The sequence below is a fragment of the Cohnella cholangitidis genome (assembly GCF_014107495.1).
In the GTDB taxonomy this organism is placed as follows: Bacteria; Bacillota; Bacilli; order Paenibacillales; family Paenibacillaceae; genus Cohnella; species Cohnella cholangitidis.
Genome location: NZ_CP041969.1, coordinates 760,084 through 774,251 on the forward strand (window position 1 = coordinate 760,084; position 14,168 = coordinate 774,251).

The 14,168-nt window shown below is 54.0% G+C and carries 18 protein-coding genes; all 18 read right to left on the minus strand.

Annotated features, from left to right (window positions below; genetic code table 11):
• Positions 1–54: 54 nt before the first annotated feature.
• The 18 genes from recO to FPL14_RS03920 all read right to left on the minus strand — a co-directional run bounded on the left by recO (position 55) and on the right by FPL14_RS03920 (position 14,160).
• Entirely contained in the window at positions 55–870 is an 816-nt protein-coding gene (gene recO, locus FPL14_RS03835; RefSeq protein WP_182303833.1) for a DNA repair protein RecO, read from the minus strand.
• Between the two features lie 6 nt (positions 871–876).
• Complete coding sequence (locus tag FPL14_RS03840; RefSeq protein ID WP_182301777.1) at positions 877–1,026, minus strand: YqzL family protein; 150 nt, start codon at positions 1,024–1,026, stop codon at positions 877–879.
• A 115-nt stretch (positions 1,027–1,141) separates the two neighbouring features.
• Entirely contained in the window at positions 1,142–2,044 is a 903-nt protein-coding gene (gene era / locus FPL14_RS03845; protein ID WP_182301778.1) for a GTPase Era, read from the minus strand.
• A gap of 50 nt (positions 2,045–2,094) precedes the next feature.
• The gene (locus FPL14_RS03850) at positions 2,095–2,520 is read right to left on the minus strand and encodes a cytidine deaminase (protein ID WP_182301779.1); all 426 of its coding nucleotides are present in this window, start codon (positions 2,518–2,520) and stop codon (positions 2,095–2,097) included.
• Between the two features lie 36 nt (positions 2,521–2,556).
• Positions 2,557–2,931, minus strand: coding sequence for a diacylglycerol kinase family protein (locus FPL14_RS03855; RefSeq protein WP_229263766.1), 375 nt, complete (start codon positions 2,929–2,931; stop codon positions 2,557–2,559).
• A complete protein-coding gene (ybeY, locus tag FPL14_RS03860) occupies positions 2,928–3,464 on the minus strand; it encodes an rRNA maturation RNase YbeY (protein ID WP_182301780.1) in 537 nt (178 codons plus the stop codon). The genes FPL14_RS03855 and ybeY overlap by 4 nt, the downstream gene beginning before the upstream one ends.
• Positions 3,461–5,725 (minus strand): HD family phosphohydrolase, encoded by a 2,265-nt coding sequence (locus FPL14_RS03865; protein WP_182301781.1) that lies wholly within the window; start codon positions 5,723–5,725, stop codon positions 3,461–3,463. Before FPL14_RS03865 ends, ybeY begins: the two co-directional genes overlap by 4 nt.
• A gap of 22 nt (positions 5,726–5,747) precedes the next feature.
• Positions 5,748–6,719 carry a PhoH family protein gene (locus FPL14_RS03870; protein WP_182301782.1) on the minus strand — a complete coding sequence of 324 codons (972 nt, stop codon included), beginning with the start codon at positions 6,717–6,719 and terminating at the stop codon, positions 5,748–5,750.
• Positions 6,720–6,759: 40 nt separating this feature from the next.
• On the minus strand, positions 6,760–7,938 hold the full coding sequence (gene yqfD / locus FPL14_RS03875) for a sporulation protein YqfD (protein ID WP_182301783.1): 1,179 nt from the start codon (positions 7,936–7,938) through the stop codon (positions 6,760–6,762).
• A gap of 144 nt (positions 7,939–8,082) precedes the next feature.
• A complete protein-coding gene (gene yqfC, locus FPL14_RS03880; RefSeq protein ID WP_182301784.1) occupies positions 8,083–8,379 on the minus strand; it encodes a sporulation protein YqfC in 297 nt (98 codons plus the stop codon).
• Positions 8,380–8,670: 291 nt separating this feature from the next.
• Complete coding sequence (locus FPL14_RS03885) at positions 8,671–9,003, minus strand: hypothetical protein (RefSeq protein WP_182301785.1); 333 nt, start codon at positions 9,001–9,003, stop codon at positions 8,671–8,673.
• Positions 9,004–9,028: 25 nt separating this feature from the next.
• Complete coding sequence (floA, locus tag FPL14_RS03890) at positions 9,029–10,018, minus strand: flotillin-like protein FloA (protein WP_324617921.1); 990 nt, start codon at positions 10,016–10,018, stop codon at positions 9,029–9,031.
• Between the two features lie 80 nt (positions 10,019–10,098).
• The gene (locus FPL14_RS03895; RefSeq protein ID WP_229263767.1) at positions 10,099–11,478 is read right to left on the minus strand and encodes an NfeD family protein; all 1,380 of its coding nucleotides are present in this window, start codon (positions 11,476–11,478) and stop codon (positions 10,099–10,101) included.
• Between the two features lie 184 nt (positions 11,479–11,662).
• Complete coding sequence (locus tag FPL14_RS03900) at positions 11,663–12,106, minus strand: GatB/YqeY domain-containing protein (RefSeq protein ID WP_182301788.1); 444 nt, start codon at positions 12,104–12,106, stop codon at positions 11,663–11,665.
• A 15-nt stretch (positions 12,107–12,121) separates the two neighbouring features.
• The gene (rpsU, locus tag FPL14_RS03905; RefSeq protein WP_115990702.1) at positions 12,122–12,295 is read right to left on the minus strand and encodes a 30S ribosomal protein S21; all 174 of its coding nucleotides are present in this window, start codon (positions 12,293–12,295) and stop codon (positions 12,122–12,124) included.
• A 156-nt stretch (positions 12,296–12,451) separates the two neighbouring features.
• Positions 12,452–12,805, minus strand: a complete 354-nt coding sequence (locus FPL14_RS03910; RefSeq protein WP_229263768.1) for a histidine triad nucleotide-binding protein — start codon at positions 12,803–12,805, stop codon at positions 12,452–12,454.
• Between the two features lie 102 nt (positions 12,806–12,907).
• Positions 12,908–13,420: a hypothetical protein gene (locus FPL14_RS30450; protein WP_324617867.1), complete on the minus strand. Its 513-nt coding sequence runs from the start codon at positions 13,418–13,420 to the stop codon at positions 12,908–12,910.
• A gap of 125 nt (positions 13,421–13,545) precedes the next feature.
• Positions 13,546–14,160, minus strand: a complete 615-nt coding sequence (locus FPL14_RS03920) for a hypothetical protein (RefSeq protein WP_182301789.1) — start codon at positions 14,158–14,160, stop codon at positions 13,546–13,548.
• Positions 14,161–14,168 lie beyond the last annotated feature (8 nt).

Below are 14,168 nucleotides of genomic sequence, written 5' to 3' on the forward strand. Positions count from 1 at the left end.
CTTCGCAGAGAAAAAAGATTATGATGCCATTCTACCTTACTGCGGCGCGGACTGTCAAACCGTTCCGTCTCCTGCGTCGCCATTCTGCGGCGGCGGCTCCGGGCGTCTTCTTTGCTCGCCTAGCAGATCTCCGTATTTCTCCCATTGATCGAGGAAGCCGCGGGACTTCAAATTCAAATTCAAGTGCGTATCCATCCATCTTCGCAAGGCAAGCTGCAATTGACGTTTCGTGCTCGGCTTGACGGCAATGTTCCCCAATCGGCGCAAATCCAACGCCAGGAACACTCGCAATAGCTTCCAGACGGCATCCTCCAGCTCCAATGCCGCAGTATCCCTATGCCAGCATCGGGAGCATAACGCGCCTCCGCCAACCGAGCTGAAGCGGAACGGACCTCCATCGTTGCCGCAGCTGACGCATTCATCCAGCATGGGCGCGTATCCGGCGGCAGCAATTATCTTCATCTCATAAGCCCTCAGTACGACCTGCGGGTCTTTCCCTCCCGCAAGCGCGCTCTGGCAAGCTTTCAATTGGTGAAACAAATAAGCAGCCGCTTCGTCATCGTTGATCGCCCGATCCGTCAGTTCCGCCGCGTAAGCCGCGTACGCGGGACCTTCAAGCCCTTCCCGCAACTCCTGGAACGACTCGAGAATTTCGCCGCTATTCAACGTCCCTAACGTTCCGGATTTATAATAAGAATAATCCCCGTATGTAAAAAGTTGGGCCAAAGCCCCGTACCTGCTCTTCAGCTTTTTCGCTCCGCGCACGATAATACCCTGCTTCCCGTACGACGGCGTAAGCAGGGTAACGATTTTATTTCCTTCTCCGTAATCGGTGCTTCGGATGACTAGCCCTTCCACTCGGTATAACATCGGCACTCATTCCTCGTCCGCAGCATAACCTTCCTCGGTATCGGCATCCGTATCGGTTCCGAGTTCGGAAGCTCCGAGATTGTGCACTTCTTTATAAAGCAAATAAGCTTCGATATCGCCGGTTTGCGTAAACACGTGCCACGTGAAATCCCGCACAGCGCCCCATCCTCTCCGGTCGAAAATGAATTGCACTTTCGAGGATTAGGATGTCTCGGGAACGGCTGCGGTATGCCTGACACTTTTTGCACAAGGCGATTTTCGCGACGATCAGCTATTCATTGCGGTAACCAAGCGTTTTGAGCATCGACTCGCGGTTGCGCCAATCTTTGTTTACCTTAACCCATAGCTCCAAGAAAATTTTCGAGCCGAGCAGTTTCTCCATATCCAGCCGGGCCAGCTTGCCCACTTCCTTCAGAAGCGCTCCGCTTTTGCCGATGATAATTCCCTTCTGGGAATCCCGTTCGACGAAGATGACCGCGCCGATGTTCACGAGACCGTTATCCGCCACGCTCATGCTCTCGATCTCGACGGCGATGGAGTGGGGAACTTCTTCCCGCGTCAGCTGAAGGAGTTTCTCCCGGATTAACTCCGCGCACACGAACTGCTCGGGATGATCGGTAATTTGATCGGCCGGGTAATACATCGGGCCTTCATCCAAATATTTCGCCACTTGTTCCAGCAATGCATTCACGTTGTTCCCGTTCAGCGCCGATACCGGCACGACTTCGGCGAAGTTCATCAGCTTGCTGTATTTATCGATAACCGGCAGCATCTCGTCGGGGTGAATCTTATCGATCTTGTTAAGCACGAGAAAGACCGGCGTATCTTTGACTTTCTTAAGCTGCTCGATAATATAGCGATCCCCGCCTCCTATCGGCTCCGTTACGTCCGTCAGAAACAAGATCGCTTCGACTTCGTTCAAGGCGCTTTCCGCGGCCTTAAGCATGTAATTGCCAAGCTTTGAATTCGGTTTCGTAATTCCCGGCGTATCGAGAAACACGATTTGCACGTCGTCCGTCGTATATACGCCGTGGATTTTGTTGCGCGTCGTCTGAGGTTTATCCGACATAATCGCGATTTTCTGGCCGATTACTTGGTTCATCAGCGTCGATTTGCCCGCGTTCGGACGGCCGACGATCGCTACGAATCCTGATTTGAAGCCTTTCTTTTGCATAGCTGCCAATCTCCTTAATGTTCCTTAGGTCACATCAACTGCATTAAATCCTATTTGTTCAAATCCCGCGAAGTGAATGCGCCGGGAAGCAATTCGGCCACGGTCGTCACCCTGTAGTCGCCCTTCATGTTGCCGAGAACGACGGGCATATCGGGTTCGCATAGCTCCGCCAGCACCTGACGGCATACGCCGCATGGCGTAATCGGATGATCCGTCTCGCCGATGACGGCTACGGCTTTGAATTGCCCGGCCTTGTTGCCGTCGGCGATCGCGCGAAACAATGCCGTCCTCTCCGCGCAATTGGTCGGCCCGTAAGCCGCATTCTCGACGTTGCAGCCATGATGCAGCCGATCTTGAGCATCGACCGCGATCGCGCCGACCGCGAATCCGGAATAAGGCACGTAGGCCCGGGAACGAGCCTCTTTAGCCGCTTCCAATAACTGCTCTATCGAATAGGAAAGACCGATACCGCTCATTAGGATTCCTCCAAGTCGTCCATCAAATGAATAGTTTTAACGAAAACAAGCTTCCCACAAAGGCGGACCTAACACGATCGCTCCGACTGCCGCCGCGAATAACGCCGCCACGAGCACGGCGCCTGCAGCCGCGTCCTTGGCCGTTTTGGCGAGCGGGTGCGGTTCCGAGGAAATCCGGTCGATCGTTCTCTCGATCGAAGTATTGATCAGTTCCGATACCCACACTCCGGTTATCGCGGCAAGCAGCCATAACCAGTCTATACGGGCAACCTTCAACCACGCCGCAAGGACGACGACCGCGACCGTAGCCGCCAGATGGAATTGCATGTGCCGTTCGCTCCGCAGCGCTTCGGCGATGCCCGAAACCGAATTCCGGAACGATTTGATCTCCCGGGGAAGCCAGCCGCTCACCTTGTCAGTCCTGCCTCTTTCAATACTTCTTCTTGTTTGGCGAACATTTCGCGCTCTTGCTCTTCATCGCCGTGATCGTATCCGATCAAATGCAGAAAGCCGTGCACGAACAGGAAACCGAGCTCCCGCTCGAAGCTATGTCCGTAATCTTCCGCTTGCGCCTCGGCTCTAGGAACGGATATGACGATATCCCCGAGCAAATCGGAGAACGGATTGGCCGCTTTCTCTTCGTCCTTCCACTCCTCGTCCCCTTCTTCGGAAGCCTCGTATTCATCGTTATATTGGATATCCGGTTCTTCCCCTTCGATCAGGGAGAAGGAAAGCACGTCCGTCGGCTTGTCCAGTCCGCGATACTGCCGATTCAGCTCGCGAATGCCTTCGTCGTCCGTCAGCGTGAGCGTAACGATGCCGTCCTCGACTTCCTCCTTCTCTCCCGCGATAAGAAGCAGCTTCTCCAGCAAGTCCATCCATTTCTCTTCGCGCTCGCCCGCTCCGCCTTCGCGCTCGTCGATCCATTCCAAGCTTAACGTCATGCTTTGATCTCCTTTACTTCCTTCATTTTTTTCAGTTCTTTGTCGTCGGGATACTCGATCCGGGAATGGAACATCCCGATTACCGTTTCCTTGAGCGTTTCCGCGATTTTGTCCAATTCCCTTAGCGTCAGGTCGCATTCGTTGAATTGATTGTCGTCCAGACGGTCTTTGATGATTTTGCCGATCATGTCTTCGATCTGTTCTACCTTAGGGTGATTCAGAGACCGCACGGCCGCTTCCACGCAATCCGCGATCCCGACGATCGCGGCTTCCTTCGATTGCGCCTTAGGGCCCGGGTAACGGTAATCATCCTCGGTAAAATCGATCTCCGTCTCTTGCTCTTGCGCTTGCTTGACCGCTTTGTAATAAAAATATTTCAAGAAAGTCGATCCGTGGTGCTGTTCGGCGATATCCCGTATCGGCTTGGGCAGCTTATGCGCTTTAAGCATATCCGCTCCGTCTTTCGCATGCGCGATTATGATCGACGCGCTTACTTTGGGATCGAGCTTGTCGTGCGGATTGCCGGAAGCGCTTTGGTTCTCGATAAAATATAACGGCCTTTTCGTTTTGCCGACGTCGTGATAGAACGAACCGACTCGGCATAACAGCCCGTTCGCCCCTACGGATTCCGCGGCGGCCTCCGACAGGTTGCCGACCATCAAGCTGTGGTGGTAAGTGCCCGGCGTCTCGGTAAGCAATTTACGCAGCAAAGGATGATTCGGATTGGATAGCTCGACGAGCTTAAGCGCGGACAATATCCCGAACGTAACCTCGAAGAAAGGCATCAATCCGATGACGAGCACAGCCGTCAACAACCCGCTGGAGAACATGAAGATGACCGATTGAACGAGCTGCGTCCGGTTCGGCTCCGGATTGACCAGCATCAGGGCAAGCACGGCGACGGAACCGAACAGGCTGACCATGATCCCCGCCTTCAGAATCGAAGATCGCTGGCTCGCCTTGTGTATCGCCAGAACCGCGGTAAAGGAAACGACGGCTGCCACGAACCCGTAATGGAAATCGAAAATATGCTCCTGCTCCACGTTCAGAATGAGGCTGGCGAGCAGGGTGAACAAGAAGGAGCTGACCAGCCCGAGATGCAAATCGAGCAGCAGCGTTACGAGCATGCTCCCCATCGCTATCGGGGCTAAATAGCCGACGAAAGGCCATTCCGAACTGTGAGTTAACGCAACGAGATGCATCATTAGGATGTTCAGCGCGAAGATCAGCAGCAGCATGACCCAATCCACGTTCGTCCGCTTTTTGGCGGAAGCCGCGGAGGTTAACTCGACGTATCCGTATAAGGCCAACGTGAAAATGACAGAGAACAGCAGAACGCCGAGCTGCGGCAAATAGCTTTTGCGCTCCTGAAGAAGTCCTAGCGAGTCCAACTTCTCGTAGATGCTTTCCGTGATGACTTGTCCCGCCTTCACGACGACGTCTCCTTGCTTGATCATGACGGGAGGCGTATTTTGCTTCGCTTCGACCTTGGCGTCCTCGGTCGCTTTCTTGTCGTAAAATTTGTTCGGCAGAATGGCCAGACGCGCCAATTCCTGCACGATTTCGCGTTCCGTCTTGAGCGACAACGAGCTTGCGTTAACGAGCTCCGCGACCTTCGTCCTTCCCGTCTCCGCTTGGGTTAGCGATTCCCCCGTCAGCTTGCGGACGACGTCCCACCCGACCTTGCGCATCTCGGTCAGCTGATCTTGCGTCAAGCGGGGGATCTTGTAGAACGTTTCCTCGGGTATCGAATATTTCTGCGACAGCACGACCTGCTGCATCTCCTCCAGCAAGCCTTCGGAATAAGTTTCCGATCCCTTGTTCGCTTTGACGAAAGTCGCGATATACTGGTCGACGCGCTCCGGAATGACGCGCCGGTAAATATCGACTTTGTCGGTTTCCGTAATCTGATCGTCCAGATTCAATTCTTCGATTCTCGAGAAAATCTCGTTGATCAAGGATTCGTTGCGCATCACCACGATCGAATACATCGGGCCGACCTTCTCCGCGGCTTCCTCCTGCGCCTTCAATGTCGCCTTTTCGTCCAGCTCCTGCCGCGGAGCTTTAATATCCTTATCGCTTTTGCCATTCAGCGTAATATCGTACGTCTCCGGTACGAGCCGGGGCGAAATGCTGAAATAAAACAAAAATACAAAAAGCAGGAGCAGGAGCCAGCGCATCGCTGCGCTATGCTTCCATCCTGCCGCTGCCCCTGATAAGGTAAGCGGATTGCTTGGTTGGCCGCTGATTTTCCGACTCATCCGGCGCTCCCCTCCCTTATGATTATTGTTGTTGTTCGCTGTGCGCGTTGTAGGCCAAGATGATTTTCTGCACGAGGGCATGCCTTACGACGTCCTGGTCGGTGAAGCTCACCATGCCGATTTCCTCGATATCCCGCAAAATGCGTTCGGCTTCGATCAACCCGGATTTTTTCCCTTTCGGAAGGTCGATCTGGGTTACGTCTCCCGTAATGACCATCCGCGATCCGAAACCTAGGCGGGTCAGGAACATCTTCATTTGCTCCGGAGTCGTATTCTGCGCTTCGTCCAAGATGACGAAGGAATCGTCCAACGTCCGTCCCCTCATGTAAGCCAGCGGCGCGATTTCGATCTGTCCGCGTTCCATCGCTTTCGCGACTCCTTCCAGCCCGAGCGCGTCGTTCAGCGCATCGTACAGAGGTCGCAAGTATGGATCGACCTTCTCCTGCAGGTCGCCCGGCAAGAAACCGAGGCTCTCTCCCGCTTCGACGGCCGGACGCGTAAGCAGGATCCTCTTCACTCTGCCTTCCTTAAGCGCCGCGACCGCGCACATGACCGCCAAATACGTCTTGCCCGTTCCTGCTGGCCCAATGCCGAATACGATGTCTTTTTTTCTGATCGTCGTCACGTAGTGCCGCTGTCCTAGCGTCTTCGGAATAACCGGCTTGCCCCGGAAGGTCGAAGTGATCTCGCCCTTGAACAAGCTCAGCAGCTCGTCCGCTTTCATCTCGCGGGACAGTTCCAACGCGTAGCGGACGTCTCGTTCGTTTAATTGCAGCCCGCTCTGAACGAGTTGGATGAGCGTGTCGAACAATTGCTGAAGGGAGCGGACTTCGTCCGCGGGTCCTTCGATATAGATTTCCGCGTCTCTGGAATGGATAAGCGACACGGTTTCCTTCTCGATTAGTCTTAGGAACTTATCTTGCGGACCGAACAGAGCCAAGCCTTCGGCCGCATTGCGTAACGGGATAGTCGTATATTCTTTCAATTCCGTCAAAAAGCCTCATTCCCCCTGATCGATTGCTGCTTATCCTAACTTATCCTATTGGACGTTCGATTGCGATAGATTGTTCCACTTCAAAAAGAACGGTTAACAACACTTTACCATTCTCGGTTTGTTCATGCAAAATGTTTTCGGCTTTAATGACCGCATCTTTACCCGCTTTGGCCAGCATTTCGGCGCGCGCTTGCGCCAATCCGGCTTCCTTCGCTTCGGCGGGAGTTCTTTTTTTCTCGATTTCGATCACTTCAAGCTCATGCTCTTTCATCGTTCCGAATGGCATTAGTTTCTTCCACAGCTGCGCCCGATGCACGGACGTGCGCGTTTGCGAATTTTCGTAGGATGGCTCGCCATATCCCGATATTTGCAAGGCCCTATTGCCGATGATCAAATAGGAGCGCTCTTGGGCGGCGCCCGTCAGGTTTTTGGATTTCGTAACGAGAGGGGACTCGATCCGGTATTCATGCCATACCAAGCCCATGACCTTTCCTTTCGACACGACCGCTTTATTCCGCTGCTCATCCCCTATAATACCCGAAATCAGAATATCGCCTTTGCGAACCCGGTCGTTGCGTTCTACCTTAGGCCGCCCGTTCTCGGCAATGATTCGCGTGACTACGGCATCCGTCTTCGCTACGAGATGCCTTGGACCTTCCAGCGTCAGCTTCTCGGGCTTGGTGGAATCGATAACCGTGATGGAGATCGAAGTCCCCCGTCTGTCCACTCCGACCCATGCCGCTTCGGGCAAGCGCAGCGCCAAGCGCTGCGACAAGGAAGCCGCATCCTGTAGGCGGAACGACCACTGATACTCGAATATTCCTTCTTCTTTTGCAGCCTGCCGTATTTTTTCCTCCGGAATCGCGGAGTTTCCTTCTACCCGAACATCCCATACCAGCGTGGACAATAGAAATAACGCGGCCACGAATGCGAGCATGCCGCCGGCGAATGTTTTTCTTCTCGCAAGCCGCGCCATTCGAAAAGGCAACCCGTGGCGGGATAGGATCCGCGTTCGGCTCCCGCTCTCCCGCAGCAACGGGCGAAGGCGGAAAAAATCCGGAACCGATACTCCGAAATTCAATTCTCCCGCGCGGTTGTAAGAGATGTTCCATAGAGGAACCTGTTCCTTGGTCGCCGCGTTAAGGAACGCTTCGGCTTCCCCCCCGATGAGCTTGACCCAAACATAACCGCGTAGCGTCGCTACCCAAGTTCCTTTCATTCTTGTTCTCCTCCCGCATTAAGGCTTGTCCCGACCGATTAAAAGGCTTCGCCGTCACCTAGGCAACTTCGCGCGGGCGCTCGGCATCGCAGAACCAGTTGCTTTCAGGACGGCGGCCTATTGGATACGAACGTCGTTCGGGCATCAACCGGACGGCTTTCCTTTCGCGTGCAGTTGGACGCCCATGATTTTTCCTTCAACGAAAACTTCCTCTGCCCCGATATTCCGGATTATCAAATCCTGGCCCGTAACCTCCATGATTCCGTTATCCATCGCCAGCCGAAGGACGTCCGGTGAAAAATGGAGGATACCGCGGTGGTTTTCCACCGTAACCTGAAGGCCCCCGATCATCGTGATGCGCGGCAAGTCCAGCACCACATCCTGCGGCAGGTCGAGAATCGTTGCGGTCCATTTGCGCAGCTTCCGACTTACACGCATCATTGGGCGGTCCTCCCTCCTATACGTTAAACATATGCGCGATATGCTCGCCTTATGATGCGAGGATCGGCCAAGCCGGGATTCGTACTCCGACCGAACGACAACAAAAAAGCAGGCCCCGAAGGACCCGCTTGCGAAATCGCTACTATGGACGATCGATCCACTATCTTCGAAAAGGCTTGCGCGCCCTCGGCGGACCAAGGATCTCCGCCCACATGACTGCGCGCGTCAGATCCGAGCCCGCAAGCCCGCGGGAGCTATCCGAGGCCCCCGTATTCCCTGTAACGGAAGCTTCTATCGGATTAGCGCGGGCACTGCTCTCCGGTCGAACTGCCGGTTCGTCGATCGCATAGGCATTATCCGCGTCGATACTCTCCCGATCGTAGCGGGGCGCGATGCCGATCGCCTGGATTCCGCCCGAATCGTTTGCTCCCGTTGAGGCGCAGGCGCGCGGGGTTCCGCCCGCTTAGGCTGCTCCGTCCGCTGATTACCGCCCCCGAAGTCCGGCATCCGGTTAGGACGCCGTTGCTCTTGCTGGGATTTGCGGAAAAACAGCGAGTAAATAATGCCGATCGCAATGATGACGAAGTGAAAATTATTCGTCAGGAACGAGATCAGTTCCTCCACCGTTCATTCCCCCTCTTGCCTTAACTCATGGCTTCTGATTGCCGCTGCCGCCTAACGAGTCGTTTTGTTTGCCGATGGAACCGCGCATCTGCGTATCGGCTTCGATATTTTTCAGGTTCATGTAATCCATGACGCCGAGCTTGCCCGATTTCAACGCTTCCGCCATCGCCAGCGGAACTTCGGATTCCGCCTCGACAACCTTGGCTTGCATCTCGACTACGCGAGCTTTCATTTCCTGTTCTTGGGCTACCGCCATCGCGCGGCGTTCTTCCGCCTTCGCTTGGGCGATCCGCTTATCGGCTTCCGCTTGTTCCGTCTGCAGATGGGCGCCGATGTTCTTGCCCACGTCTACGTCGGCGATATCGATTGAGAGAATCTCGAATGCGGTTCCCGCATCCAACCCTTTGCTGAGAACGGTTTTGGAAATGAGATCGGGATTTTCCAGAACGTCCTTGTGGGATTCCGATGCGCCGTTCGTACTGACGATCCCCTCCGCTACGCGGGCGAGAATCGTTTCTTCCCCTGCTCCCCCGACCAACCGATCAATGTTCGCGCGTACCGTAACGCGGGCTTTGACTTTAACTTCGATCCCGTTCTTGGCAACCGCGGAAACGACCGGCGTTTCTATGACTTTCGGGTTGACGCTCATTTGCACCGCCTGCAATACGTCCCGACCCGCCAAGTCGATGGCAGCCGCGCGTTCGAACACGAGAGGGATGTCAGCGCGTTGCGCGGCGATAAGCGCATTGACGACGCGATCCACGTTGCCTCCGGCCAAGAAATGGCTCTCGAGCTGATTAATGTTTAATCCTAATCCGGCCTTAGTCGCCTTGATCATCGGGTTCACGATCCGGCTAGGAACGACGCGACGCAGCCGCATGGCGACCAATGTGATAATGCTGATTCTAACGCCCGACGCCAAGGCTGAAATCCAAAGCATGAAAGGAAAGAAACTCAAGAACACCGATATCGCGATAACGGCAACCGCGATAATGACCAATAACTGAATATCCATGTTATCCATTTTGTACCTCCGACAATTATAGTTTATTGCCAATTTCATTTACGTACTCTTAATACATTCGGCAATCGCACTTATATCTCCTTTACAAGAATACGGGTTCCGTCCACGGACACGACCCGAATCGGCTTGCCGTTTTCGATGAATTCGCCCGAAGTAATGACATCAAGACGCTGCCCATCGATTTCCGCAACCCCCGAAGGGCGAAGCATTGAAGTCGTTACCCCCTCTTGGCCAACCCATTTCTGGCGGGAAAGCTGAGGAACGTATCCCTTGTCCGAAGTCAATTGATCTTTAAGAATAAACCGGTTCCAGATCCCCCGCTTGCGGAAAATATAGACGAATACGGCGACGATTACCGCAGCCACCAGAACGGCGATTCCAAGCGATTGAAGCGCGTTGCCCGTGTCGTAGGCGCCCATCGTTATGCCCAAAATCAACGCTGCGATACCTAGTATGCCTAGAATGCCGAAGCTAGGAATGAACACCTCCAAGACGAGCAGCCCGATTCCGACCAGGAAAACGACCAGCGCTTCCATTCCGGCGAATCCCGCGATGGACTGGCCGAAAAAGTAAAGTCCGAAGGAGAGAAGGCCGATTACTCCCGGCACTCCGAAGCCCGGAACTAAAAATTCGATAGCAATGCCCGCTATCCCGATAATGAGCACCAAAGTCGCGATTCCCGGACTCGTGACGGCAGCGGATACCCGTTCCGCGAACGAGGGATTGAATTCGATGACCGCTCGGTCGGACAAGCCTTTCCAAGCGATGACTTCCTCCGCGTTCTTGGCCAGCTTATCCGCGTATCCGACCTTCAATGCATTCTCCGCGCTTAAAGAAATAATATGGCCTTTCTCTTTCCTTTCGCCGATTGCCGACATCTCGACGACCGAGTTGGGGTCAACCATGCCGATCGCGATATCCGGATTGCGACCGTTTAACTCCGCCGCGGCAACCATTTCCGCTCTCCAGAAAGATACGAGCTTAGGATTGTCCACCGCGTTGCCGGAGCCGTCTACGATCATCGCCGCCCCGATCGTCGTACCTGGCGCCATGGCGATATCTCCCGCGTTCAAGGAGAGATACGCCCCTGCCGACGCGGCTTTGCCGCTGACGAACGCTACGGTCGGGACGGCGGCTTCCCGAATGCGCTTTCCGATTTCCTCCGCGGTATCCAATCGTCCGCCCGGCGTATCGATGTCGAGCACGACGAGAGAGGCTTTGGCCTCCTCGGCTTCCGTTAACGCGCGATCCAGGAAGGAAGCCAGTCCGCTTTGCACCGTTTGTTGCACGGGGATCACGTACACGGACCCCGCCGACGTGTCTTCCGCGGCGCTAACGCTTCCGGCGGCGACGCCGAGCAAAGGGATTACCATTAGGAGCAACAGTAAGGCACGTCTGGCCGCTCCGGTCCATCTTGCGGGTTTTTGGCGGTTTGGATGAATTACGCTCAATTCCATTCCTCCTACGAAATTATTAGCCAATATACTCTTACTACGTTTCGACAAGACGATCGTTTCAATCCGTCTGATCTAAGTATCGGATACCCCGCCGTTGAAAATTAGCGAGGGCCCCGCTTTCGACATACAAATAGCAAAAAGCACTCCCGTAAGGGAGTGCCAGTCGTTCATGTCGGAATTATTGCAGAGATTGTTGGACGATTGCATTGACGAGCTTGCCGTCAGCAATTCCCTTCACCTTGGGCATAAGAGCGCCCATCAATTTCCCCAGATCGGCTTTAGAAGAAGCACCGGTTTCTTGCATGGTCTGTACAACAATGGCTTTGACTTCTTCTTCCGTAAGCTGTCGTGGAAGATATTCGGAGATGATCTCAATTTCTGCTTTCACTTTGCTCACGAGGTCTTCCCGTCCGCCTTTTTCAAAGTCGAGGACGGAATCGCGTCGCTGCTTGAGTTCACGGCTCAATATATTAAGCGTTTCGTTATCGTCAAGCGCGCGGCGCAGCTCGATTTCTTGGTTTTTGATCGATGCACGAACCATGCGAATGGTCTGAAGGCGAAATTTCTCGCCGCTCTTCATCGCTTGTTTCATGTCTTCGTTCAATCTTTCCGCAAGATTCATGAGTGCGGATTCCTCCTAGAACTTCCGTTTGCGCGCAGCTTCGGATTTCAACTTCCGCTTAACGCTTGGTTTCTCGTAATGTTTACGTTTCTTCACTTCCGCGAGAACGCCGTCTTTGGCAATGGAACGCTTAAAGCGGCGGAGTGCAGCGTCGATTGTTTCATTTTTTCGTACTTTTGTTTCGGCCACCTGTTTTCCCTCCCTCCGCAACAGACCCAACACGGTTATCAAACTATATTATATGTGAAGAGGAAAGGGAGTGTCAACTTGAGTCTGCCGAAAAATTGCATTCGTTCGGAACTAAGTTTTTCCTCTGCACAAAGTGTTGCTAAGCGATATGAAAACCTATTTCGCGGGCGGGTTAAGGTTGGCTAACTTCTCTCCTCCGAGAATGTGCCAATGGACATGGAATACGACTTGTCCCGCATCGCTTCCGCAGTTGTTTACCAGCCGGTAACCCGTTTCGGACAATCCCGCTTCATGGGCGATCTGACGAGCCGCCAATAACGTATGTCCAAGCAAAGCGGAGTCGTTAACCTCCCATTCGTTCATCGAAGCGATATGTTTTTTCGGAATGACCAGAAGATGAACGGGCGCCTGCGGTTGGATATCATGGAAAGCGACGACTCGATCGTCTTCGAATACTTTGCGCGAGGGAATCGTCCCTTCGACGATTTTACAAAATAGGCAATCTGACAATGAACACAACCCCTTAACATCAGTTATATCCATCATACCGCATACGCAAAACAAAAAAAAGAAGCCCGCCTTCGCGGCAGGCCTCCTTCTCTCCTCGGACGCTTACCAGTAATACGGCAGCAGCGAGATGGCGGCCAATCCCGCGAGCGGAAGGATCAATCTGTTGAACCGCCTTGGGCGGAACGGAGAAAAAGGGCTAAACGGGGAAAAAAACGGCGGCTGCGGAAAGAACCCGCGCATATGCTCCACGGAGCCGGGAACCGCTAAACATACCCATTCGTCGTCCACGTGTTCGACGATCCCGTCATAACAATATCCGTCCGCGGCTTGAACTTCCACATATCGGTGCATGTGAGATTCGCACAGTGACTTCGTAACTTTTTTGGCAACGGGATGAACCGCTACGTGATGCTCGTGCTTGTGATGATGGTGCTTGTGGTGCTCATGCTCATGCTTGTGATGATCGTGTTCGTGCTCCTTATGGTGATGGTGCTTGTGGTGCTCGTGCTCGTGCTCCTTATGATGATGGTGCTCTTCCGCCACCGGGTAAACAGCCGGTTTCTCGGTTTTTTTCGGCACCGGTTGCGGTGCCGGCTGAGGTTTCGGTTTCTCCATCGGATTTCCCTCCTTGGGCGCTTGCCTTCCCCAACATCATATGCCGATGTGGGCGAATGGCTACTTGAAGGCCCAATAAATGGGCGCCCCGTCGGGAGCTGCATCCGAATTTCACGAAACTTTCTTTAGAACCGTTTTGCTAATTCCTCTAGGCTTTTGCTTGCTTCGACGGCGTTCGGCACCCATTCGGCTACCGTGACCATCTGCCTAAAGCCCGCTTCTCCCGAGGGGGCGCGAAACTTATCAAGAGCTTGCTGCATTTGCGCCGCGCCGTCCCGCACGAGAGTCAGCATGGCGATCTCCGCGTCGGTAAGCTGGCCCTCATGCTCTCCGACCGCGGCTAACGGGCTTTCCTCGCCCATAACGGCATTCATCGCGCCGAATAACGGTTTGGCCGCTTCTTCCTTGGATAGTCCCGAGGATAAATGCGCGGCCTCTACGAATAAGCCTACCGTTTCCGAGGAAGCGAGATCGGCTTCTCCCAGCAATCGAACCGCGCGCAGCCGCTCGGCCTCGGTCTTGGCGTTCAACAGCCCTTCGGCTCCGTCGTGAAGCCGATCGGCATAAACTTGAGCGTAAACGTACTGCTCGGCTAATTGTTTTCCTTGATCCGTCGTATGAACCTGCTTCGTCGTCAAATATTTGGTATACACGACGATGATTAGCGTCATGAGAACCACAAGAACGATAAAGATAACAGGCGCCTTATAGGATCTTTTTGTTTGAACGTTATCCGACATGTCGATTT

Bases quoted from the DNA above. Each gene is read 5' to 3' on its own strand.
- recO (WP_182303833.1), bottom strand. From the start codon at position 870: ATGTTATACCGAGTGGAAGGGCTAGTCATCCGAAGCACCGATTACGGA.
- era (WP_182301778.1), bottom strand. From the start codon at position 2,044: ATGCAAAAGAAAGGCTTCAAATCAGGATTCGTAGCGATCGTCGGCCGT.
- FPL14_RS03850 (WP_182301779.1), bottom strand. From the start codon at position 2,520: ATGAGCGGTATCGGTCTTTCCTATTCGATAGAGCAGTTATTGGAAGCG.
- ybeY (WP_182301780.1), bottom strand. From the start codon at position 3,464: ATGACGTTAAGCTTGGAATGGATCGACGAGCGCGAAGGCGGAGCGGGC.
- FPL14_RS03865 (WP_182301781.1), bottom strand. From the start codon at position 5,725: ATGAGTCGGAAAATCAGCGGCCAACCAAGCAATCCGCTTACCTTATCA.
- yqfD (WP_182301783.1), bottom strand. From the start codon at position 7,938: ATGAAAGGAACTTGGGTAGCGACGCTACGCGGTTATGTTTGGGTCAAG.
- yqfC (WP_182301784.1), bottom strand. From the start codon at position 8,379: ATGATGCGTGTAAGTCGGAAGCTGCGCAAATGGACCGCAACGATTCTC.
- floA (WP_324617921.1), bottom strand. From the start codon at position 10,018: ATGGATATTCAGTTATTGGTCATTATCGCGGTTGCCGTTATCGCGATA.
- FPL14_RS03900 (WP_182301788.1), bottom strand. From the start codon at position 12,106: ATGAATCTTGCGGAAAGATTGAACGAAGACATGAAACAAGCGATGAAG.
- FPL14_RS30450 (WP_324617867.1), bottom strand. From the start codon at position 13,420: ATGGAGAAACCGAAACCTCAGCCGGCACCGCAACCGGTGCCGAAAAAA.
- FPL14_RS03920 (WP_182301789.1), bottom strand. From the start codon at position 14,160: ATGTCGGATAACGTTCAAACAAAAAGATCCTATAAGGCGCCTGTTATC.